The sequence below is a fragment of the Lysobacter sp. TY2-98 genome (genome assembly GCF_003367355.1).
In the GTDB taxonomy this organism is placed as follows: domain Bacteria; phylum Pseudomonadota; class Gammaproteobacteria; order Xanthomonadales; family Xanthomonadaceae; genus Cognatilysobacter.
This window is the reverse complement of record NZ_CP031413.1, coordinates 1273668-1297605: the sequence shown is the minus strand read 5'-3', so window position 1 is coordinate 1297605 and position 23938 is coordinate 1273668. Positions and strand designations below refer to the sequence as shown.

Here is a 23938-nt window from a genome sequence, read left to right as displayed (position 1 = left end):
GGCAGTCCGGAGGCAGTCATGGTGAGGCGCGGTGCGATCGGTTTCGTGATCGGCGTCGGTGCGTGCCTCGTCGTGTCGCCGCGCGCGAGCGCGTGGGGCGGTGAAGTGCCCGACGGCCGCACGTTGCGCTGCGAGTCGTCCGATGGCCACACCAAGGAATGTCCCGCCGATGCCAGCGGCGGCGCACGGCTGCTCAAGCAACTTTCCAAGTCGCCGTGCCTCGAAGGCGAAACCTGGGGCCGCACGCGCGGTTCGATCTGGGTGACGCAAGGATGTCGTGGCGAATTCCTCGCGCTGTCGAACGGCGAGGGTGCGGGTTCGATCGGCACGATCGGTGGTGGCGATCGCCTGTTCCGCTGCGGCTCCGACAGCGGTCGCTGGACGCATTGCGCGACGCGCCGTGGCACGCACATCGAGATCGTTCGCCAGCTCTCGCGTTCGCAGTGCATCCGCGGCCAGTCGTGGGGGCTCGACAGCGAAGGCGTGTGGGTGAGCGGCGGCTGCCGCGCGGAATTCCGCGTCGTCGGCAGCGGCGGCTGGGCGCGTCCGACGCCGCCGGCGGCCACGCGCTTCCAGTGCGCGTCCGACAACAACCGGCTGCATACGTGCGCGATCACCTCGCGCGAAAACGTGCGTCTCGTGAAGCAGCTGTCGCATACGGCGTGCATCGAGGGCGATACCTGGGGCGTTGACCACCGCGGTGTCTGGGTTGACCAGGGCTGCCGCGCGGAATTCGAGGTCGGCGGCGGCACGATCGCCAGCGGTCGCTAACTCGGTATCGCCGGCCCGTTGGCATGGCGGCCCGTAGAATGGCCGGATGAATGCCGACTTCGATTTCGACCGCTACGACCGCGTCCGTCCGATTCGCTGGACGGGTGACGCCCTCGAACTTCTCGACCAGCGCAAGCTTCCGTTCACTGTCGAATACGTGCGCTGCGACGACTCCGTCGCAGTCGCGGATGCCATTGCGAATTTGACCGTGCGCGGCGCGCCGGCGATCGGCATCGCTGCGGGCTGGGGTGCCGTGCTTGCGGCGCGTGACGTTGACGCGGCCGACGGCGCGGAAGCGATGTCGAAGCTGGATGCGGCGTTCGCGCGCCTTAATGCGGCGCGCCCGACTGCGGTCAACCTCGCGTGGGCGCTCACGCGCCTGCGCCGTGCGGTCCAAGGTGCCGGCGCCGACTGGCGCGACGTGCTGCTTCGCGAGGCCGAAGCCATCGCGACCGAAGACCTCGCCGCCAACCGCCGCATGGGATCGCTCGGTGCAGCGATGATCGCGCCGGGCAGTGGCGTCCTCACGCATTGCAACACGGGTTCGCTGGCGACCGCCGGCTTCGGTACCGCGCTCGGCGTGATCCGGGCCGGTGTTGCGCAAGGTCGCATCGACAAGGTCTACGCCGGCGAAACGCGGCCGTGGCTGCAGGGCGCGCGGCTGACGGTGTGGGAGCTGGAGCAGGACGGCATCGTGCCGACGCTGATCGCCGACTCGGCCGCCGCGCACCTGATGCGCACGGGCGGCGTGCAGTGGGTGGTCGTCGGCGCCGACCGCATCTGCGCGAACGGCGATACCGCCAACAAGATCGGCACCTACCAGCTCGCGATCGCCGCGCGCCATCACGGGGTCAAGTTCATGGTCGCGGCGCCGTCGTCGACGGTCGATCTCGACACGCCCAACGGCGACGCCATCCACATCGAGGAGCGCGAGGCGACCGAGCTGTTCTCGCTCGGTGGTGTGCGCACGGCGGCCGAGCGCGTCGAGGCCTGGAACCCGGTGTTCGACGTCACGCCGCACGAGCTGATCGACTTCATCGTGACCGAGCGCGGCGTGATCGAACGGCCCGACGAAGCAGCGATGCGGGCGGCTTTCGGGGGGTGAGGTAAGCGCGCGTCCCGGTGCGTCGAGCACCCGCGCGATGAAGCGAAGCGCTTCGCCGGGCCGCCAGCCCCGATCGTGCGGTGCCGAGTTTCGTGGCGTCCAGCGTCGCCTCCCGGGGCTCCATTGGAGGCGCTGAAACAGCGTCGCGATCAATCACGCTGCGAACCGAATGGTGGCGCCATCGAGCAGTCACCCACCGAAGCGGCTGTAGTGCCCGTAAGTTATTGTTTTTCCGCCAGAAATCGCGTGCGGTAAAACTGCGCGCGTGGTAACATTTCACCTCTTGCGGATACCCCTCCGACGCCACCGTTCCGGCCGTGCTGAACAGCGCACCGGAAACGGTCCGAGGGCGGGGTGTCCTTCGTCCCAGACGGAATCCCGATGACGGAACTCGCCCGAGAAATCATCCCGGTCAACCTCGAAGACGAGATGCGCCGCAGTTACCTCGATTACGCCATGAGCGTGATCGTGGGCCGCGCACTCCCCGACGTTCGCGACGGCCTCAAGCCGGTGCATCGTCGCGTGCTCTTCGCGATGAACGAACTGGGCGCGCACAGCAACCGGCCGTACTACAAGTCGGCGCGCATCGTCGGCGACGTCATCGGTAAGTACCACCCGCACGGCGACACGGCGGTCTACGACACGCTGGTGCGCATGGCGCAGCCGTTCTCCCTGCGCTACATGCTGGTCGACGGCCAAGGCAACTTCGGCTCGATCGACGGCGACTCCGCTGCAGCCATGCGTTACACCGAGGCGCGCATGTCGCGCATCGCGCACGAGCTGATGGCGGACATCGACAAGGAAACCGTCGACTTCCAGCCGAACTACGACGAGAAGGAACTCGAGCCCACCGTCATGCCGACGCGTGTGCCGAACCTGCTCGTCAACGGCTCCGCCGGCATCGCGGTCGGCATGGCGACGAACATCCCGCCGCACAACCTCAATGAGGTGATCGACGCGACGATCGCGCTCATCGATCAGCCCGATATCGACGTCGAAGGCCTGATGGAGTTCATCCCGGGCCCGGATTTCCCGACCGCAGGCATCATCAACGGCACCGCCGGCATCGTCGCCGCGTACCGCACGGGCCGCGGCCGCGTGCGCATGCGTGCGAAGGCCGACATCGAGACGATGGACAACGGCCGCGAGGCCATCATCGTCACCGAGATCCCGTACCAGGTGAACAAGGCCCGGTTGATCGAAAAGATCGCGGAGCTGGTGAAGGAAAAGAAGCTCGAAGGCATCAGCGAGCTGCGCGATGAGTCCGACAAGGACGGCATGCGCATCTACATCGAGGTCAAGCGCGGCGAATCGGCCGACGTCATCCTCAACAACCTCTATCAGCAGACGCAGATGGAGTCGGTGTTCGGCATCAACATGGTGGCGCTGGTCGACGGCCGCCCGAAGCTGCTGAACCTGCGCGAGATCATCGAAGCCTTCGTGCGCCACCGCCGCGAAGTCGTCACGCGTCGCACGATCTTCGACCTGCGCAAGGCGCGCGCGCGTGCGCACATCCTGGAAGGCCTGACGGTCGCGCTCGCGAACATCGACGAGATGATCGAGCTGATCAAGACGTCGGCGAATCCGGTCGAAGCGCGTGAGCGCATGCTGGCGCGCACTTGGGACGCCGGACTCGTCAGTTCGCTGCTCGCCGCGGCGGGTGCGGATGCGTCGCGCCCGGACGACCTGCCGGCCGGCGTCGGCTTGCGCGACGAGAACGGTGTTCCGCGTTACCAGCTCACCGAGACCCAGGCGCAACAGATCCTCGAGATGCGCCTGCATCGCCTCACTGGCCTCGAGCAGGACAAGCTCACCGACGAGTACAAGGAACTGCTGGAGACGATCCGCGGCCTGATCGAGATTCTCGTCAATCCCGATCGCCTGCGCGAAGTCATCCGCACCGAGCTGCTCGACCTCAAGGCCGAGTTCGGCGATGCGCGCCGCAGCGAAATCCGCCAGAGCGAGGAAGACCTCGACATCCTTGACCTCATCGCGCCAGAAGACGTGGTGGTCACGTTGTCGCACGCGGGTTACGCCAAGCGCCAGCCGGTGGCGGCGTACCGCGCGCAGAAGCGCGGCGGCCGCGGTCGCAATGCGGCCAAGACGAAGGACGAGGATTTCATCGACCAGCTGTGGCTGGTGAACACGCACGACACGCTGCTGACGTTCACCAGCGCCGGCCGTGTGTTCTGGCTGTCGGTACACCAGCTGCCGGAGGCCAGCGCGGCCTCGCGTGGCCGTCCGATCATCAACTGGATTCCGCTGGAAGCCGGCGAGCAAGTACAGGCCGTGGTGCCGGTGCGCGAGTACACCGAAGGCCAGTACGTGTTCTTCGCGACGCGCAACGGCACGGTCAAGAAGACGCCGCTGACCGAGTTCGCGTTCCGCCTGCAGCGCGGCAAGATCGCGATCTCGCTCGACGAGGGCGATGCGCTGGTCAATGCGGAGCTCACCGATGGCACGCGCGACATCATGATGTTCGCGAGCAACGGCAAGGCGGTGCGTTTCTCCGAGAGCGAAGTGCGCCCGATGGGTCGCGGCGCGACCGGTGTGCGCGGCATGCGCCTGGCCGAGGGCGAGGAGGGCGCGGACGGCGCCAAGGTTGTCAGCCTGATCGTGGTCGACGGCAACGGCGACATCCTCACGGCGAGCCAGCGCGGCTTCGGCAAGCGGACGCCGCTCGAGGATTTCCCGCGCAAGGGGCGCGGCACGCAGGGCGTGATCGCGCTGAAGACGACGGAGCGCAATGGCGACATGGTGGGCGCGATCCAGCTGTCCGACCATCACGAGGTGCTGCTGATCTCCGACGCGGGCACGCTGGTGCGCACGCCGGCGGCGGACATCTCGCAGGTCGGTCGCAACACGCAGGGCGTGACGCTGATCCGCCTCGGCGAGGGCGAGTGCCTGCAGGCGATCGAGCGTGTCGATGTGTCGCTGGACGAAGAAGGCGACATGCTGGCTGGTCCGACGACGACGGCCGACGCGGTCGTCACCGAAGCGGAAATCGGTGACGACACGCCCGGGGCGTGATCCCGCCGGGTTGAATGAAAACGCCGACCTTCGTGTCGGCGTTTTTTTTGTCGATCCGGCGCGTTCCCGCGTGCGTTACGTGCTGCCGCGGTACGACGTCCTCGCCCAAGCCAATGTCCGCTGACAGGCTGGCGTGTCAGTTCCGGGAACGTCGAAGGGCACCCCAAACGTCCACCGTCCGACGTGTGTCGCCGTCCGTCGGGATGCGATTGCGCGCGCAAATGGATGCCCAATACTTCGCGGAATCTCGAAGGGGGCAGGCATGCAACGCATGCATCGGGCGGACGGATCCGCAGCCGCGCGCCACGTCGGCGCGCTGATCGTTTTTCTCCTCGCACTCACCCTCGGCCTCGGTGGCTGCAAGCGCGACACCGACGGCGAGCTGCCCGCACCGAGTGGCGAGGCCATCCACGCCAAGCGCGTCGCTCCGGGCGAATTCACCCTGGCGTCGGCCTATCCCGACAAGGCGGACGACGAGCTCGCGATCGCGGTCGAATTCAGTCGACCGCTCGCGTCCACGCAGGAGTTCGACAAGCTCATCGTCGTCCGCGACGACAAGGGCGGCCACGTCGATGGCGGCTGGGTGCTGGACGACGGCGGCAAGGTGCTGCGCTTCCGCCATGTCGAACCGAGCAAGAACTACGTCGTCGTCGCCTATCCCGGCCTGACCGCCGCGGACGGCAGCCGCATCGGCAAGGAGCTCGAGCGCAAGGTCTATACCGGCCCGCTGGATCCCGTCGTCGGCTTCGCCTCGCAAGGCAGCGTGCTGCCGGCGCGCGAGACGCGCGGCCTGCCGGTGGTGTCGATCAACGTGCCGGAAGTGGACGTCGAGTTCCTGCGCGTGCGCGACACCGAACTGCCGAAGTTCTTTGCCGAGTACCAGCGCGGCGGCCGCCGCGGCGGCTGGGATCTCGACAATCAGAGCGAGGAGCATGCCTCGCTCTCGCGCATCGCCGACGCGGTGTACGTCAACCGCTTCGTGCTCGGCGGCAAGCCGAACGAGCGCGTGCTGACCTACCTGCCGATCCAGGACATCAAGGAGCTGCAGGAGCCCGGTCTCTACTTCGCGGTGATGAAGAAGGCCGGCAAGTTCAGCGACGACTTCGAGACCGCGTTCTTCACGGTCAGCGACCTCGGCCTGCACGTCCGCGCCTACAAGGACAAGCTGTTCGTCCACACCGCGTCGCTGCTCGACGGTTCGGGCACCGGCGGGGTCGACCTGCGCGTGCTCGACGCCAAGGGCGAGCACGTGTTCAAGGGCAGCACGGACGGCAACGGCAACGCGCTGCTCGACTACAAACTGGACGCAGCGCACGTACTCGTCGCGCGCCGCGGCAGCGACGTCACCATGCTGCCGTTCAACCAGCCGGCGCTCGACCTGTCGGAGTTCGCGGTCGCCGGGCGCGAGGAAGCCTGGTTCGACGTGTTCGCCTGGGCGGGTCGCGACCTGTATCGCCCGGGCGAGACGGTGCATCTTTCGGCATTGCTGCGCGATCACGACGGCAATCCGATCGCGGCTGCCGCGGGCAAGGCGTCGCAACCGATCTATGTGCGCTACGTGCAGCCCGACGGCAAGACGCTGATCGAATCGCGGTTGCAGCCTGATGCGCAGGGTTACGTGCGCCAGGATCAGATCATTCCCGCGGAAGCGCCGACCGGCCGCTGGCGCGTCGAGTTCCGCACCGATCCGGGAAGCAAGGACGCCGTGCAGGGCATGACCCTGCGCGTCGAGGAATTCCTGCCCGAACGCCTGAAGCTGGATCTGTCCGCGCAGCCGGTCGTTGCGCCGGGCCAGCCGCTGAAACTGCACGTGCAGGGCGACTACCTCTACGGCGCGCCTGCCGCGGGGAATCGCTTTACGGCGCGCCTGGCGATCGCGGTGGAGCAGCATCCGTTCGACCAGCAGTTCCCGGGCTACTTCTTCGGTGACGCGACGCTCGCGTTGCCGGACAAGGCCGAAGACGTGCTCGACACGACGCTCGATGCGAACGGCCGCCTCGACAGCGACATCCCGCTGCCGAAGGAAGCGAAGCCGGTCTCTCCGATCGCAGTGATGCTCAGCGGCAGCGTGTACGAAACCGGCGGACGCAGCGTCAACCGCAGCGTGAAGCGCGTGATGTGGCCTGCTGATGCATTGGTCGGCGTGCGCCCGTTGTTCGATCCGGACGACGGCGCCGACGCGAACAGCAATGCACGTTTCCAGCTCATGCGTGTCGACGCGCAGGGGCAGCCGCGCCCAGCGAAGGGTTTGAAGGTCACGCTGGTGCGCGAGCGCCGCGACTACCATTGGGATTACGACGAAGACAGCGGCTGGGACTACGCGTTCACCCGTCGCTTCGAGAACGTGCAGACGACCAAGGTCGATGCCGGCAATGACGCCGTGCCGTTCGATTTCCCGGTGGAGTGGGGCGACTACCGCGTCGACGTCTACGACCCGGTCACGAAGCTCACGTCGCGTTATCCCTTCACCGCGGGCTGGAGCTGGAACGACGAGAACCGCGGGCTCGATGCGCGCCCCGACAAGGTCAAGCTCGCGCTCGACAAGACCGGCTACCGCGCCGGGGACACGCTCAAGGTAAAGGTGACGCCGCCGAATCCGGGGCGCGGCCTCATCGTCGTGGAATCGGACCACATGCTGTACGTGCAGTCCGTCGACGTGAAGGCCGGCAGCACCTTCGAAATCCCGGTGACCAAGGACTGGGAGCGCCACGACGTCTACGTGAGCGCGCTCGTCTTCCGTGGCGGCAGCGCGACCAGCAAGGTGACACCCGCGCGTGCGGTGGGCGTCGCCCACGTGCCGATGGATCGCCGCGATCGTCGCGTGGCGGTCGGTATTTCGGTGCCGGCCAAGACACGCCCCGAGCGCGACCTGCCGGTGACGATCGCGGTACCGCAGCTCGCCGGTCAACGCGCGCACGTCGTGGTGTCCGCGGTCGACGTAGGCATCCTCAACATCACGCAGTTCCCGGTGCCGGATCCGGCCAAGCATTTCTTCGCGCAGCGCCGGCTCGGGGTCGACGCCTACGACATTTACGGTCGCGTGATCGAGAGTTTCGACGGTGGCACCGCGCGCCTGAAGTTCGGTGGCGACATGGCGCTGCCCACGCTGCCGCAAGCGCGTCGCCCGACCGCGCACGTGCAGACGGTCGACCTGTTCGCAGGCCCGGTGGCGCTCGACGCCAAGGGCATCGCCCATCTGAAGGTCGCCGTGCCGGACTTCAACGGCACGCTGCGCGTATCCGCGGTCGTCTATTCCGGCGGACGTTTCGGCAGCAACGCGAAGGAGAGCACCATCCGCGCGCCGATCCTGGCCGAGCCGAGCATGCCGCGTGTGCTCGCGCCGGGTGATGCAAGCCGCGTCACGCTCGACGTGCAGAACTTCACTGGCAAGGCCGGCAGCTTCAAGGTCAATGTCGACACGACCGGGCCGCTCGGTATCGCCGACGGCGCACGCAGCCTCACGCTGGCGCCGGAGCAGAAGGTCTCGCTGACGTTCCCGCTGACGGCGAAGGAAGGCTTCGGCGTCGGCCGCGTGCGCATTCGCGTCGATGGCAACGGCACGCGCATCGATCGTGGCTTCGACCTCCCGGTCCGTCCGGCGTGGCCCGAGGTGGTGCGCACGCGATCGACGAGCTTCGAGGCACCGGCCTCGACCACGTTGCCGGCGGACCTCGCTGACGGGTTGATTGCCGACTCCGTCGCCGCACGGCTGACGGTCAGTCCGAACCCGCCCATCCCGTTCGCCGCCGCGTTGCAGGGCGCGATCGACTACCCGTACGGCTGCATCGAACAGACCACGAGCAAGGGTTACGCCGGCCTCATGCTCGATGACGCCACCGCACGCGCGCTTGGCGTCAAAGGCCTCGACGCGAAGAAGCGCCTGCAGCGCATGAACGGCGCGTTCGCGCGCATCTCGGGCATGCAGGTGGCGTCGGGCCACTTCTCGATGTGGGGCGATGACGACGATTCGGTGAATCCACTGCTGACGCCGTACGTCGCCGAGTTCCTGCTCGACGCGCGCGATGCGGGCTTCGCGATTCCGGACAACGTCCTGCAGAAAGCGCTCAAGGCGATGAGCGAGGACCTGCTCGGCGGCAGCAGCGGGTTCTACGGCTACGATCACCGCGAGCACCTGCGCTTCGCTTATCAGGCGCATGCCGGTTACGTGCTTGCCCGCGTCAACCGCGCGCCGCTGGGCACGCTGCGGGGCCTGTACGACAACGACCGGAAGAAGAGCGAGACCGGCCTGCCGCTGGTGCATCTCGGCCTTGCGCTCGCGCTGCAGGGCGACCGCGCGCGCGGTGTGCGTGCAATCCAGGACGGCTTCGATCGCGATCCCGATGCGCGTCCGTTCTACCTCGGCGACTACGGCAGCCGCGTGCGCGACGACGCGCTCATGCTCGCGCTGACGAAGCGCCACGGCCTCGCGCCCAAGGCGTTCGACACGCGCCTCATGGCCCTGGTGCGCGAGATCGACGCACGTCGCTCGCCGTACGGCATGTACTTCAGCACGCAGGAGCAGGTCGCGCTGGCGCGCCTGGGCAAGCAGCTCATGGTCGATACGTCGCGGCAGGTCGCCGGCACGTGGCGCGTCAATGGCGCGACGACTGACGCACCCGCCGCGAAGCTGCAGGCGCGCGTGTTCGACATGCAGGCGCTGCGCGGCGGGGTGGCGTTCGCGCCGACCGGAAGCGGCACGCTGTACGCGACCATCGACGTCGCCGGCATCCCGCGTGATCCGCCGCCGTTCGACAACTCGCGCATCGGCATCGTCCGCAAGTGGTACACCCCGGATGGTCAGCCGTGGGACGGCGGCAAGCTGGAAGAGGGCGACGCGCTGATCGTTTCCGTGGCGATCACGCCGCAGGACGACGTGCCCGATGCGCTGCTCACGGACCTGCTGCCCGCGGGGCTGGAAATCGAGAACTTCAATCTCGGCGACGAGAAGCAGTGGGCCGACGTCAGCATCGACGGCATCGAACTCGCCGACCGCAAGAACGCCGCCGACATGAAGCACGAGGAGTTCCGCGAGGACCGCTACGTCGCCGCGCTCAAGCTGTCGTCGGGCGATACGTCGCGCGTGTTCTACATGGTTCGTGCCGTCACGCCCGGCACGTACACCGTGCCGCCGTCGCTGGTCGAGGACATGTACCGCCCTTGGATCCGAGGTGTCGGCAAGGCGTTGCCGGCCAAGGTGAATGTCGTCGAGCCGGGCCACTGAGGCGCCGTTGCATCACAGGGGAGGTCGCTTGTCTGTCGTCAATCCGTACCAGTCGCCTGCCGCGGAACTCGAAGTGCGTCATCACGACGGCTGCGTTCGTGACGGCCTCGGCGTCTTCGTGCCGCGCGGCATGGATCTTCCGCCGCGTTGCATCCGCTGCAACGCACCTGCCGCCGGTACGCCGAAGCGACGCACGATGTACTGGCACTCGAGCGGCTGGTACGTACTGATCCTGCTCAACCTGGTGCTGTACGCGATCGTCGCGCTGATCGTCCGCAAGCGCGTGCAACTATCGCCGGCGCTGTGCGAGCCGCATCGACGTCGTCGCCGGACGTTGCTGGCAGTGGGGCTCGTCGCGTTCTTCGGTTCGCTCGCCGCGATTCTCGGCATCGAGATGGCCGACATCGACGGTCCGTCGTGGCTGTTCGGTCTGCTGGCATTCGCGGCGCTCGTCGCGACGGTAATCAACGTGCGCCTCGTGCGTGTGACACACATCGATGAAGGTGGCGCCCGGGTCGTTGGTTTCGATCGATCCTATCTCGACGGGCTGCCGCGGCCGCACTGAGGAATCGCGTGGCTACGCGTTTTATGCAGCGGATTCGCGGGATGCTCGACAGCGCGATAGCGGCGGGCCGCTTGCGAGCGCGTGCCGATCGGATTCGCCGTGCGAGCGGATCTGGCCGCCGCGTGCTGGCCGGCGTACTCGCGATCGAGCTACTGCTCGTCACCGCGATGCTGCTCGACCTTGCATTCCCGCTGCCACTGCCGAATCCGCGCGACGGGGGCGCGGTAGTGCTCGCACGCGACGGTACGCCGCTTCGCGCCTTCGCCGACAGTCGCGGCGTCTGGCGCTACCCGGTGCGTGCCGACGCGGTGTCGCCGCTCTACCTGCAGGCGCTGATCGGTTACGAAGACCGCTGGTTCTGGCGGCATCCGGGCATCAATCCGTATGCGCTGGCGCGGGCGGGTGGACAGGTGGTGCGGTATCGACGCGTCGTGTCGGGTGGCTCGACACTGACGATGCAGGTCGCACGCATCCTCGATCCGCATCCACGCGATGTCGGCGGGAAGATCCGTCAGCTCTTCCGCGCGCTGCAGCTCGAAGTGCATGTCGGCAAGCGCGGCATCCTGCAGCTGTATCTCGACCACGCGCCGTTCGGCGGTGCGATCGAAGGTGTCGAAGCGGCGAGCTGGGCCTACCTCGGCAAACCCGCGTCGCGGCTGTCACACGCGGAGGCCGCGCTGCTGACAGTGCTGCCGCAGGCGCCGAGTCGCCTGCGTCCCGATCGCCACCCCGAAGCGGCGCGCGCCGCACGCGACAAGGTGCTCGCGCGCATGGCGACGCTCGGCATCTGGTCCGCTCACGACACCGCCGATGCGCGTGTCGAGCCGGTGGTCGCGCGATCGCTGCAGGCGCCGCGACTCGCGCCACTGCTGGCGCAGCGCCTGCGCAGCGCGTCGCCGCGCGAGGCGCGCATCGCGTCGACGATCGACCTCGACCTGCAGCGCGTCGTGGAGGATCGCGTCGCCGCGTACTTCTCGACGCTGCCGGAGCGCACGTCGGCTGCGCTGCTCGTCGTGGACAACGCGACCATGGAGGCGCGCGCCTACGTCGGGTCGCTCGACATCGAGGACAACGCGCGCCTCGGCCACGTCGACATGGTCCGGGCGTGGCGCTCGCCAGGTTCTACGCTCAAGCCGTTCCTGTACGGCATGGCGCTGGACGACGGCCTGATCCATTCGGAAACGCTGCTCGTCGACGCGCCGCAGTCGTTCGGCGACTACCGCCCCGGCAATTTCGACGCGGCATTCAACGGACCGATTGGCGCCGCGGAAGCCCTGCGTCTTTCGCTCAACGTGCCCGCAGTGGACCTGCTCGACCGGCTCGGCCCCGTGCGCTTCGATGCGCGCCTTGCGCATGCCGGGCTGCGCCTGAAATGGCCGGATGGCGCCACGCCGAACCTGTCGATGATCCTCGGCGGCACCGGCGCGAAGCTCGAGGATCTCGTCGGCGCGTATGCATCGCTCGCGCGCGGCGGCGTATCGGGACGCGTGCGCTATACGCCGCGCGATCCGCAGGTCGATCGTCGGGTGATGTCCGAAGGCGCGGCCTGGATCATCCGCGACATCCTCGAGCGGACGCCGCGACCGGGCACGGTCGGCGATCTGTTCGACACGCGTGGACGCGCACCGCTCGCGTGGAAGACCGGCACGAGCTACGGCTACCGCGACGCCTGGGCGATCGGCGCGACGCCGGCCTACACCGTGGGCGTGTGGGTCGGCCGTCCGGACGGCACGCCGATGCCGGGCCAGTACGGCGCGGTGACTGCGCTGCCGCTGCTGTTCGAGGTCGTCGACAGCCTGCCGCGAGCACGCGCGGTGGCGTCGCGAAAGCCGGCGTCCGTGTCGGAGGCCGAGATCTGCTGGCCGCTGGGAACACCGGTCGACGCGCAACCCGCGTCGCTGTGCCATCGCCGCATGACCGCATGGGTGCTCGACGGCACGATCCCGCCGACGCCACCGGAACGGCAGGCGCGCGCTTGGAATGCCGGTCGCGACGACATCGAGGTCGATGCGGCATCCGGCCAGCGCCTGTCGGCCGATTGCGCGCGTCCTCACGAGCGTCGCACCATCGCGATCGCGCGCTGGCCGGTACTCGCCTCGCCGTGGCTGACGCAGCGCGAGCGCGAGATGTCGTCATTGCCACCGCTCGCACCTGATTGCAGCGACGACAGCCGCGCCGTCGCCACGGCGCTGCACATCGATGGTGTGCGTGACGGCGCCGCACTCGCCTCGGGCGACGGCAAGCCCGTGCACGTCGAAGTGCGTGCGCTGGGTACGAACGACGACGTGCGCTGGCTGCTGGACGGACACTTCGTTGCGCAAACCGCGGGCGCAGCGACGCTGCCGCTGCAACTCGCCGAACCCGGCGCGCACGTGCTCACCGCCCTCGCGCAGGGCGGCGCGTGGGCGCGGATTTCGTTCGACGTGCTGTCGCGCTGAGGCTTACGCCGTCGCGTCGAGCAGGTTTTCCGCGGTCGACACCCGGAACTCGCCGGGCGCTTCGACGAACAGCTGTTCGATCACCCCGTCGGCAACGACCATCGCGAAACGCTTGGAGCGGATGCCCATGCCGTAGGCGGAGGCGTCGAGGTCGAGGCCCAACGCGCGCGTCAGCTCGGCATTGCCGTCGGCCACCATCACCATGCCGTCCGGCACGCCGGCGCTGCGCATCCAGGCCTGCATGACGAAGGGATCGTTCACCGCCATGCAGGCGACGTCGTAGCCGCGGCGACGGAACTCGTCGAAGTGTTCGATGAAGCCGGGAAGGTGACGCTCGGAGCAGGTCGGCGTGAACGCGCCGGGCACGGCGAACACGACCGACTTGCCGGCGCCGAACAGCGAGTGCGTGTCGGTCTTCTCGATCCCGTTCGACGTGATCTGCTGGACGACGACTTCGGGAATGCGATCGCCGGGCTGGGCCATGGGGGTGCTCCTGTCTGGTGTCTGAAGCCAGTGTACGGCCGTCGGCGGATGCGCGCGTCGACTCTTGAAAGGCTGGGCGCGGGCCCTACGTATCGCGACAGCGCGGCATCGCCGCCATTCAACGAGGGAGGACACCGGCCATGAGCCTGAACCAGTATCCACAGCAGCGTCCGGGCGCGTCGCAGCTCCAGGACGAGTTCAAGCAGCTCTTCGAGCGCTTTTTCAACGCGGGCGAAAACGGCACCGACGAGTCGTCGGTGGTGACCAGCCAGTGGGCGCCGCGCGTGGACATCGTCGAAGAGCCGAACCGCTTCGTCATCTTCGCGGACCTTCCGGGCGTCGACCCGCAGGACGTCGAGGTCCTGATGGACAAGGGCATCCTGTCGATCCGCGGCGAGCGCAAGAGCGAGATCAATGCGCAGACCGGGCGCTACTCACGCGTCGAGCGGCGCTACGGCACGTTCCATCGCCGCTTCGCGCTGCCGGACAGCGCCGATGCCGAGGGCATCACGGCGAACGGCCGCAACGGCGTGCTGGAGATCAGCATTCCCAAGCGTCCGGAAACGACGCCACGCCGCATCCAGGTCGGTGCGGGCGTTCAGGGCGACGCGACGCGTCAGTAACCGCGGGCGGGCAGGGTCGCGACGGCGCCGTCCGGACGCGCCCACTACACTGACGGCCCGTCGGCATCGCCTGCGGGCCGTTTCCGTTTCCCCCACCCGCGGAGCGCTGGATGCAGTTCAAGGACTACTACGAGATTCTCGGCGTCGAGCCCAGTGCGGGCGACGCCGAGATCAAGACGGCCTACCGCCGGCTGGCGCGCAAGTACCACCCCGACGTCAGCAAGGAGGCCGACGCCGAGGACCGCTTCAAAGCCGTCAACGAGGCCTACGAGGCGCTGCGTGATCCCGCCAAGCGCAAGGCCTACGACCAATTGCGCGCGCGCGGCTATCGCCCGGGCGACGACGTGCAGCCGGGCCCGCAGGGCTTCGGCGATTACGGGGATTTCGGCGGGAGCGGCGTCGACTTCGAGGAGATCTTCGCCGGCGGTGGCGCGGGCGGCGGCTTCAGTGACTTCTTCGAAAGCCTGTTCGGGCAGGCGCGCCGTGGTGGCGGGCGGCCGGGGCCGGGCATGGGTCGCGGCGCGCCGCCGCGCAGCGACACCCGCGCCAAGCTCGCGGTGCCGCTGGAAGCGGTCTACGAAGGCAAATCGGTACGCATCGGTATCAACGGCCGCACGCTCGACGTGCGCATACCCAAGGGCGTGCGCGAAGGGCAGGTGATCCGGCTCGCCGGGCAGGGCTCGAACGGTGGCGATCTCCTGCTCGAGGTCGAATACGCCGCGCATCCGCAGTTCGAAGTCGATGGCCGCAACATCATCCACGTTGCGCAGGTGACGCCGTGGGATGCCGCACTCGGCGCGACCGTGCACGTGCCGACGCTGGGTGGCGGCGTGGAGCTGCGCATCCCGCCGAACTCCGACGCGGGCCGCAAGCTGCGCTTGCGTGGACGCGGGCTTCCCGGTGATCCGCCGGGTGACCAGATCGTGGAACTGGAAATCACCGCGCCGCGTGCGCAGTCCGTGGGGCAGATCCAGGCCTACGAAGCACTGCGTGATGCGTTCGAGGACGAACGCGCGTAACACACTTGCGAACGGGCAAAGAAAAAGCCGCGCAATGCGCGGCTTTTCTTTGACACGATGCGCGCGCTTAGCCCGGCATCAACTGACCGATGATCTCGGCCAGGTCGTTGTCGTTGAACGGCTTGGTGATGTACGCCTTCGCGCCTTGCCGCATGCCCCAGACGCGATCGGTGTCCTGATCCTTCGTCGTTACGAGGACGATCGGGATGTGCTTGGTGGTGGCTTCGCGCGTGATCGCGCGCGTCGCCTGGAAGCCGTTGAGGTTCGGCATCACCACGTCCATCAGGATGAGGTCCGGCAGCTCGCGCTTGGCGGCTTCGACGCCCGCGGCGCCATCTTCCGCGGTGAGGGCTTCATGCCCGAGCTTCTCGACGAGGCGGCGGATGCCCATCAGCTGGGAGGGCGAGTCGTCGACGATGAGGATTCGGGCCATAGTGCGCTCTCGGAGGTTGACGCGATTCTAACGGGGCGAGGCCTCAGAACCGCAAGCGTTACAGGCGCACCAGTGTTCTGCCGAACGAACCCCCGGCCAGCATCCCGTCGAAAACGCCGGACAGGCCGTCGAGGTCGACCTCGCGGGTCAGGATGCGGTCCAGATGGGCGGGCTTCCAGTCCGACGCGAGGTGGGCCCAGACGCGTTCGCGGATCGCGCGCGCGGTGCCCGCGGACGCCACGCCCAGCAGCGACACGCCGCGAATGATGAAGGGCATGACCGTGGTCGGCAGGTCGTGCGACGCCGCGAGGCCGGCGGTCGCGACGTTGCCGTAGGGCGCGGTCTGCGCAAGCAGGCTGGCCAGCATCGCGCCCCCGACGTTGTCGAGGCCGCCGCCGAAGCGTGCGCTTTCCATAGGGCGTGTCGTCGCCAGGGCATCGCGGCCGAGGACGTCCGTTGCTCCGAGTGCGCGCAGGTAGTCCGCGTGTTCCGGCTTGCCGCTGATCGCGTGCACCTCGAAACCGGCCCGCGTAAAGATGTCGACGGCCAGTGAGCCGAGGCCGCCGGTTGCACCCGTCACCGCGAGTGGCCCGTGGTCGCGCGTCTGACCGTTTTCGAGCATGCGATACAGCGCGAGCGCAGCGGTGAAGCCCGCGGTGCCGAGGATCATCGCTTCGCGCAGGTCGAGGCCCGCAGGCAGCGGGATCGTCCATTCCGCTTCGAGGCGCGCGTATTCGCCGTAGCCGCCGTCGCGCGTCTCCGACAGTCCGCTGCCGGTGACGAGTACCGCGTCGCCCTCGCGATAACGCGGGTCGCGGCTTTCGACCACGTGACCCGCGGCATCGATGCCGCCCACCAACGGGAATTTCCGCAGGATCTTGCCTTTGCCGGTGCCGGCAAGCGCGTCCTTGTAGTTCACCGACGAATACGCGGTGCGGATGACGACTTCGCCGGGCGAAAGGTCGTCGACCGAAATGCTCTCGACGCCGCTTCGATAGCCGCGTTCGTCGTCGTGGATGCGGAAGGCGCGGAAGTTGGTGGGGCTCATCGATATTCCTCGCGTGCTCAGCGGATCTCGCGCCGACGCTTCTCGTCCATCCACTTGTCCGCCTGCGCGGGACGGTACGCGCGCATCCAGGCGAGCATCGCGTCGATGTCGTCGCCATGCCACAGGTCGGTGCGCTGCTCCGGATGCAGGAAGCGCTCGGCGACCATGCGATCGAGCATCGACATCAGCGGCGAATAAAACCCGTCGATGTCGAGGAAGGCGCAGGGGCGATCGCCGAGGCCGAGCTGGCGCCAGGTCAGCATCTCGAACATCTCGTCGAGCGTGCCGAAGCCGCCGGGCAGCGCGACGAACGCGTCCGACAGATCGAACATGCGCGCCTTGCGCGTATGCATGTCGGCGACGACTTCGAGGCGCGTCAGCCCGCGATGCGCGACTTCCCAGTTCACCAGCTGCTCGGGAATCACGCCGATGACTTCGCCACCGGCCTCGAGCGCGGCGTCGGCGACGATGCCCATCAGGCCGACGTTGCCACCGCCATACACGACGCTGACGCCGTCCTTGGCGAGGCGCCGGCCCAACGCGACCGCGCGCTCGGCATAGATCGGCCGGCTGCCGGCATTGGAGCCGCAGTACACGGCGACGGAACGGATCTCACGCATCAGTCCACGCTCTCCATCAGCACGATGCCCGACATCCGGCGCATCGCATCGCGCTTCTCGCGCGGTTGCAATTTCGACAGCAGTACCCACAGCGGTGCGAACGGCACCGTGCGTTTCAGGCGCAGCGATTCGTCCCACATCGAACGGAACTCCCGCTCGCGCCAGCCCATCGGCTCGAACCACGCAGTGCCTTCGGCCGGCGCGAAGCGGAACGGCGCATTGCCGGCGGCGAGCTTCTTGTCCCACTGCTTCGTGAAGCGCTTGATCAGCAGCGGCGACGCGAGGTCGCTGAGCCACCAGCGTGCGCGCGCGACGTCGTGCAGGTCGCGGGCGAGGGCGGCGACGTCGTCGGGCTCGAGGTAGATCAGCAGGCCTTCGCTGATGACGAGCACCGGGCCTGTCGTCGCGGCATCGGCGAACAGCGCGCGGCGCGCGTCGGCCTCGCGCAGGTCGACGGCGTGGAACTCGAGCCTGCAGCGCGGAGTTTCGCCGGCCATCGCGTCGCGGAAGTAGGCGAGCATGTCCGGCAGGTCGACGTGCATCCAGCGCAGGTCGGCGGGCAGGTCGAGACGGTAGGGACGGGCGTCGAGGCCTGCGGCGAGGTTGAGCACGGTGCGCGCGCCTTCGCGAACACAACGCATCACGATGTCGTCCATCACCGCGGTGCGCACGACCATCGGCCATGCCATCGTGCGGCCGCGCGGCATCTCGCGCACGATGCGTTCGCCGTGCTCGCCACCGAGGCGTCGCGCGTAGGGATCATTGAAGATCGCGTCGTTGCGCTCGCTTTCCATCGCGCGATAGATCGCGACCCAGCGCGCGGTGTCGGAGACGTTGCGAACAGGCGTTTCGTCGGACATGGCGGGCTCTCCGAAAACGACGAGGCCGCCATCATCGCAGGATGACGGCGGCCCCGGGTAACGCGGATGCGACGGTCAGTTCGCCTTGTGGATGGCGCGCTTGTGGACGGCCATCGCGGCGTCGTGCACGGCTTCCGACAGTGAAGGATGCGCGTGGCAGATACGGGCGAGGTCGTCGGCCGAACCCTTGAACTCCATCGTCAGCACGCCTTCGTGCACGAGTTCGGACACGTTCGCGCCGACCAGGTGCATGCCGAGCACCGTGTCGGTCTCCGCGTGCGCGAGCACCTTCACGAAGCCCGCGGGCTCGGCCATCGCGACCGCGCGCCCCACCGCGGCGAACGGGAAGCTGCCGGCCTTGTACGGAATGCCCTCGGCCTTGAGCTGCTCCTCGGTCTTGCCGACCCAGGCGATCTCCGGCTCGGTGTAGATCACCCACGGAATCGTGTCGAAGTTGACGTGGCCCGGCAGGCCGGCGATGAGTTCGGCGACCGCGATGCCTTCCTCGAAGCCCTTGTGCGCCAGCATTGGGCCGCGCACGCAGTCGCCGACCGCCCACACGCCGTCGACGCCGGTGTGGCAGTGCTCGTCGACTTCGATCTGGCCGCGCTCGTTGACCTTGACGCCCGTGCCGTCGGCGAGCAGGTTCTTCGTCGCGGCGCGGCGGCCGACGGCCACCAGCAGCTTGTCGACCACGAGTTCCTGCGTCGCACCCTTGTCGTCGGTGTAGCTGACGTGCACGCCGTCCTTCTTGACCTCGGTGTTCGAGACCTTGCAGCCGAGGCGGATATCGAGGTTCTGCTTCTTGAACTCGCGCGCCGCGACCTTCGCCACTTCGCCGTCGGCGGCTGCGAGGAAGTTGGGCAGGCCTTCGAGGATCGTGACTTGCGAACCCAGGCGGTTCCACACGCTGCCGAGTTCGAGGCCGATCACGCCGGCGCCGATCACGCCGAGGCGCTTCGGCACTTCGGTGAAGTCGAGCGCGCCGACGTTGTCGACGATGTGCTCGCCGAACTTCGCGAACGGCAGTTCGATCGAATCCGAACCCGCGGCAATGATGACATTCGTGCCCTTGAGTTCGACGGTGCTGCCGTCGTGCTGCTTGACCACCACGACGTTGCCCGGCTGCAGCTGGCCGAAGCCGTAGAACGTCGTGATCTTGTTCGCCTTGAACAGCTGCGCGATGCCGCCGGTGAACTGCTTGACGATCTTGTCCTTGCGACCAACCATCGTGCCGACGTCGATCTTTTCGTTCGAGAACGAAATGCCGTGCTGGTCGAAGATGTGGTGCATGTTCCAGAACTGGCGCGACGAATCGAGCAGCGCCTTGGACGGAATGCAGCCCACGCGCAGGCAGGTGCCGCCGAGGGCCGGCTGGCCGTCCTTGCCGAGCGCCGCGTCGATGCACGCGGTCTTCAGGCCGAGCTGCGCGGCGCGGATGGCGGCGTGGTAGCCCGCGGGGCCGGCGCCGATGACGACGACGTCGAATTGCTGCTGTTCGCTCATCTCAGATATTCCTTGTTCGCTTGACGCAAAAGCCCCGCGCGAGGCGGGGCCCGGCGGGCATTACATGCCCAGCAGCATGCGGTGCGGGTTCTCGAGCTGGTTCTTGATGTCGACCAGGAACAGCACCGCGTCCTTGCCGTCGATGATGCGGTGGTCGTAGGACAGCGCGATGTACATCATCGGCGCCGCGACGACCTGGCCGTTCTCGACGATCGCGCGCTCCTTGATCGCGTGCATGCCGAGGATGGCGCTCTGCGGCGGATTGACGATGGGCGTCGACATCAGCGAGCCGAACGTACCGCCGTTGGTGATCGTGAACGTGCCGCCCTGCAGGTCGTCGAGGCCGAGCTTGCCGTCGCGCGCCTTCTTGGCGTAGTCCGCGATGCCCTTCTCGATGTCGGCGAACGACATGCGCTCGACGTTGCGCAGCACCGGCGTCACCAGGCCCTTGTCGGTCGACACCGCGATCGAGATGTCGGCATAGCCGTGATAGATCACGTCGTTGCCGTCGACCGAGGCGTTGATGATCGGGTGGCGCTGCAGCGCGTTCGCCGCGGCCTTGGCGAAGAAGCTCATGAAACCGAGCTTGATGCCGTTGGCCTTGACGAAATCGTCCTGAAGCTCAGAACGCATCGCCATGACCTTGCCGAGGTTGACCTCGTTGAACGAGGTCAGCATCGCGATCGAGTTCTTCGACTGCATCAGGCGCTCGGCGATGCGCGCGCGCATGCGCGTCATCGGCACGCGCTCTTCCGGACGCGCGCCGCCCGCGGCACCGACGCCACCGGACTTCGCGTAATTGACGATGTCTTCCTTGGTCACCGCGCCACGGCGGCCCGTTCCCGACACGTCTGCGGCGTTGACGCCCGACGTCTCGGCGGCGAAGCGCGCACCCGGCGGCAGCTGGGCATTCGTGGTCGACGCCTGGCCGCTGGCAGCGGCCGGAGCGGCGGCCTTCGGCACGATCGGCTGCGCTTCGGCGGTGGTGGCCGCGGTGTTCTTGGCGTCGATCACCTTGTCCGACTTCGCTTCGGCAGCGGGTGCGGGCGTTGCGGCCGCAGCGCCGGCCTCGACGATCGCGATGACCTGCTCGCTGTTGACCGTCGCGCCGGTGTCGAACTTGATTTCCTTGAGCACACCGTCGACGGGCGAGGGCACTTCGAGCACGACCTTGTCGGTCTCGAGGTCGACGAGGTTCTCGTCGCGCTTGACCGCGTCGCCGGGCTTCTTGTGCCAGGTGGCGATGGTGGCGTCGCTGACCGACTCGGGCAGCACGGGAACCTTGATTTCGGTGCTCATGGAAAAGCGTCCTTGAGAAATAGAAGGGTGCAGCAAGCGTTGGCGCGGCGTCGACGGATTACTCCTCCGACACCTCGCCGTTGAGCGGATTGACCAGCGCGTCGGCGATCAGCTGCTGCTGTTCGCGGACGTGGTCGGCGAAGTGGCCAGCTGCCGGCGACGGCGAGCGCGAGCGACCCGCGTAGTGGATCGACTGCTTCGCGCCGAGGCAGGCGACGAGGTGATGGCGGATCTGGTACCACGCGCCCTGGTTCATGGGCTCTTCCTGGCACCACACCACATCCTTGGTCGAATACTTCGCGAGCTCGGCCTTGAGTTCGTTGCGCGGGAACGGATACAGCTGTTCGATGCGGATCAGCGCGACATCGTCGGCGCCGCGCTTCTGCATGTCTTCCAGCAGGTCGTAATAGACCTTGCCGCCGCAGATGACGACGCGCTTGGCCTTCTTCGGCGTCGTCACCGAATCCGGGATCAGCTTCTGGAATTCGCCGTTCGCGAGTTCGTCCAGCGTCGACACCGCGAGCTTGTGGCGCAGCAGCGACTTCGGCGTCATGACGACCAGCGGCTTGCGCGTGGTCATGCGCATCTGCCGGCGGATCATGTGGAAGTCCTGCGCCGGCGTCGTCGGCGTGCAGACGATCATGTTGTCGAGCGCGCACAGCTGCAGGTAGCGCTCCAGGCGGGCGGAGCTGTGCTCGGGGCCCTGGCCTTCGTAACCGTGCGGCAGGTACAGCGCAAGACCGCAGAGGCGACCCCACTTCGCTTCACCGGACGACAGGAACTGGTCGATCACCACCTGCGCGCCGTTCGCGAAGTCGCCGAACTGGGCTTCCCAGATGTCGAGCGTCATCGGATCGGCCGTCGAATAGCCGTACTCGAACGCCATCACCGCTTCCTCGCTCAGCAGCGAGTCGATCACGGCGACGTCCGCCGGGTTACCGACCAGCTCGCGCAGCGGCAAGTAGTACTCGTCGGTCTTCTGGTCGTGCAGGATCGCGTGGCGGTGGAAGAACGTGCCGCGGCCGCAGTCCTGGCCCACAAGGCGCAGCTTGTAGCCTTCCTTGAGCAGTGTCGCGTAGGCGAGGTTCTCGGCGAAGCCCCAGTCGCCCGGCTGCTCGCCGGCCGTCATCTTGCGGCGGTCGTCGTAGATCTTGGCGACGCGCGGATGCAGCGTGATGCGATCCGGCACGGTGTTGATCGCGGTCGCGAGTTCGACGAGCTTCGTACGGTCGAACCGCGTATCGACCGGGTCCGACAGCTTGCCCGTGAGGAAGCTCGACCAGTCGGGGGTGAACTCGTCGGGCTTGACGTCGACGACTTCAGCGGTGACTTCGCCGGCGTCCATCTTCGCGCGATACGCGTCGACCATCGCTTGTGCGTCGGCCTCGGTGATCACGTTCTCGGCGATCAGGCGCTTCGCGTACAGCTCGCGCGGCGTCGGGTGCTTGCGGATCACCTGGTACATCAGCGGCTGCGTCGCCGCCGGCTCGTCGGCCTCGTTGTGGCCGTGGCGGCGGTAGCAGACGAGGTCGATGACCACGTCCTTGCCGAACGTGTTGCGGAAATCGAGGGCGAGTTCGCCGCAGAACAGCACGGCGTCCGGGTCGTCACCATTCACGTGCAGCACCGGCGCGCCGACCATCTTCGACACGTCGGTGCAGTACAGCGTCGAACGCGCGTCCTGGCGCTCGCTCGTGGTGAAGCCGACCTGGTTGTTGATGACGATGTGCACCGTGCCGCCGACGGCGAAACCGCGCGCCTGCGACATCTGGAACAGCTCCATCACCACGCCCTGGCCCGCGAACGCGGCGTCGCCGTGCATCAGCACCGGCAGGATCTGCTTGCGGCTCTCATCGCCGCGGCGCGTCTGGCGCGAGCGCACGCTGCCGGCGACCACTGGATCGACGATCTCGAGGTGCGACGGATTGAAGGCCAGCGCGAGGTGCACCGGGCCGCCCGGCGTGGCGACGTCGGCGGAGAAGCCCATGTGGTACTTGACGTCGCCCTGGTGGGCGAGGTCGCTGTGCACGTGCTCGAACTTGCCTTCGAACTCGTTGAACAGGTCGCGCGGCGGCTTGCCGAGCGTGTTGACCAGCACGTTGAGGCGTCCGCGGTGGGCCATGCCCATCACGATTTCCTTGGCGTCCTGCGTGCCTGCGCGACGGACCATGTCGTCGAGCAGCGGGATGAGCGAGTCGCCGCCTTCCAGCGAGAAGCGCTTCTGGCCGACGTACTTGGTGCCGAGGTAGCGCTCGAGGCCGTCGGCGGCCGTCAGGCGCTCGAGCACGCGCTTGCGCTCGTCGGCGCTGCGCGCGTAGCGGCCGCCGGCCTTTTCCATGCGCTCGTAGATCCAGCGGCGCTGGTCGGACTCGGCGATGTGCATGAACTCGGCGCCGACGGTGCCGGTGTAGGTGCGCTTGAGCAGGTCAACGAGGTCGGCCAGCTTCATGCGGTCCTTGCCGCCCACGCCGCCGGTGCTGAATTCGGCGGACAGGTCCTTTTCGGACAGGCCGTGGAAGGCGAGTTCGAGGTCCGGCGCCGGCGGCATCTTCTCGAGGCCGAGCGGATCGAGGTTGGCCGCGAGGTGGCCGCGCGAACGGTAGGCGACGATCAGCTTGCCGACCGCGTACTGGCGCTCGTCGGCGGCGCTACCGCAGCTGGCGAGAGCACCACGGGCCGCCTGGCGACCGGCCTCGGCGATCGACTCGAGCACCGCGGAGTGCGGCACCTCAGTCGTCGAGCCGCTCTTCACGCCATCGAAGTAGGCCTTCCATTTCGGGTCGACGCTGTCCGGTGCGACCAGGTACTGCTCGTACAGATCCTCGACGTAGGCGGCGTTCGCGCCGAGTTGGGAGGTCTGGGCAAACTGCTTCAGAAGGCTATCCACGATGGCGGTGGCGTCTGGCTCGGCGGGGAG

General features: G+C 67.7%; 16 protein-coding genes. 8 read left to right on the top strand and 8 right to left on the bottom strand.

Annotated features, from left to right (window positions below; translation table 11 throughout):
• Positions 1-18: 18 nt before the first annotated feature.
• From DWG18_RS06055 to pbpC, 6 genes are all read left to right on the top strand, one after another.
• Positions 19-771 (top strand): DUF3011 domain-containing protein, encoded by a 753-nt coding sequence (locus DWG18_RS06055; RefSeq protein ID WP_115646300.1) that lies wholly within the window; start codon positions 19-21, stop codon positions 769-771.
• Between the two features lie 46 nt (positions 772-817).
• The gene (gene mtnA / locus DWG18_RS06050) at positions 818-1876 is read left to right on the top strand and encodes an S-methyl-5-thioribose-1-phosphate isomerase (protein ID WP_115646298.1); all 1059 of its coding nucleotides are present in this window, start codon (positions 818-820) and stop codon (positions 1874-1876) included.
• A gap of 381 nt (positions 1877-2257) precedes the next feature.
• Complete coding sequence (gene gyrA / locus DWG18_RS06045; protein ID WP_115646296.1) at positions 2258-4906, top strand: DNA gyrase subunit A; 2649 nt, start codon at positions 2258-2260, stop codon at positions 4904-4906.
• A gap of 271 nt (positions 4907-5177) precedes the next feature.
• Positions 5178-10127 carry an alpha-2-macroglobulin gene (locus DWG18_RS06040; protein WP_115648062.1) on the top strand — a complete coding sequence of 1650 codons (4950 nt, stop codon included), beginning with the start codon at positions 5178-5180 and terminating at the stop codon, positions 10125-10127.
• 28 nt (positions 10128-10155) lie between these two features.
• A complete protein-coding gene (locus DWG18_RS06035) occupies positions 10156-10692 on the top strand; it encodes a hypothetical protein (protein ID WP_115646294.1) in 537 nt (178 codons plus the stop codon).
• Between the two features lie 167 nt (positions 10693-10859).
• The gene (gene pbpC / locus DWG18_RS06030; RefSeq protein WP_240318642.1) at positions 10860-13130 is read left to right on the top strand and encodes a penicillin-binding protein 1C; all 2271 of its coding nucleotides are present in this window, start codon (positions 10860-10862) and stop codon (positions 13128-13130) included.
• A gap of 3 nt (positions 13131-13133) precedes the next feature.
• On the opposite strand, the gene DWG18_RS06025 is transcribed toward pbpC, so the two are convergent.
• Positions 13134-13613, bottom strand: coding sequence for a peroxiredoxin (locus tag DWG18_RS06025; protein WP_115646290.1), 480 nt, complete (start codon positions 13611-13613; stop codon positions 13134-13136).
• Between the two features lie 140 nt (positions 13614-13753).
• Between DWG18_RS06025 and DWG18_RS06020 the strand changes: the two genes are divergently transcribed.
• Together DWG18_RS06020 and DWG18_RS06015 are read left to right on the top strand one after the other, a co-directional pair.
• Complete coding sequence (locus DWG18_RS06020; RefSeq protein WP_115646288.1) at positions 13754-14236, top strand: Hsp20/alpha crystallin family protein; 483 nt, start codon at positions 13754-13756, stop codon at positions 14234-14236.
• Between the two features lie 110 nt (positions 14237-14346).
• A complete protein-coding gene (locus tag DWG18_RS06015; RefSeq protein ID WP_115646286.1) occupies positions 14347-15255 on the top strand; it encodes a DnaJ C-terminal domain-containing protein in 909 nt (302 codons plus the stop codon).
• A gap of 67 nt (positions 15256-15322) precedes the next feature.
• On the opposite strand, the gene DWG18_RS06010 is transcribed toward DWG18_RS06015, so the two are convergent.
• The 7 genes from DWG18_RS06010 to DWG18_RS05980 form a co-directional block, all read right to left on the bottom strand.
• Positions 15323-15688: a response regulator gene (locus DWG18_RS06010; RefSeq protein WP_115646284.1), complete on the bottom strand. Its 366-nt coding sequence runs from the start codon at positions 15686-15688 to the stop codon at positions 15323-15325.
• Between the two features lie 58 nt (positions 15689-15746).
• Positions 15747-16736, bottom strand: a complete 990-nt coding sequence (locus tag DWG18_RS06005; RefSeq protein WP_115646282.1) for a YhdH/YhfP family quinone oxidoreductase — start codon at positions 16734-16736, stop codon at positions 15747-15749.
• A gap of 17 nt (positions 16737-16753) precedes the next feature.
• Positions 16754-17347: a TIGR00730 family Rossman fold protein gene (locus DWG18_RS06000; RefSeq protein ID WP_115648061.1), complete on the bottom strand. Its 594-nt coding sequence runs from the start codon at positions 17345-17347 to the stop codon at positions 16754-16756.
• Between the two features lie 8 nt (positions 17348-17355).
• On the bottom strand, positions 17356-18216 hold the full coding sequence (locus DWG18_RS05995; RefSeq protein ID WP_115646280.1) for an SAM-dependent methyltransferase: 861 nt from the start codon (positions 18214-18216) through the stop codon (positions 17356-17358).
• A gap of 75 nt (positions 18217-18291) precedes the next feature.
• The gene (gene lpdA / locus DWG18_RS05990) at positions 18292-19722 is read right to left on the bottom strand and encodes a dihydrolipoyl dehydrogenase (RefSeq protein WP_115646278.1); all 1431 of its coding nucleotides are present in this window, start codon (positions 19720-19722) and stop codon (positions 18292-18294) included.
• 60 nt (positions 19723-19782) lie between these two features.
• Positions 19783-21021, bottom strand: a complete 1239-nt coding sequence (sucB, locus tag DWG18_RS05985; protein WP_115646276.1) for a dihydrolipoyllysine-residue succinyltransferase — start codon at positions 21019-21021, stop codon at positions 19783-19785.
• Positions 21022-21079: 58 nt separating this feature from the next.
• The gene (locus tag DWG18_RS05980; protein ID WP_115646274.1) at positions 21080-23908 is read right to left on the bottom strand and encodes a 2-oxoglutarate dehydrogenase E1 component; all 2829 of its coding nucleotides are present in this window, start codon (positions 23906-23908) and stop codon (positions 21080-21082) included.
• Positions 23909-23938: the final 30 nt, after the last annotated feature.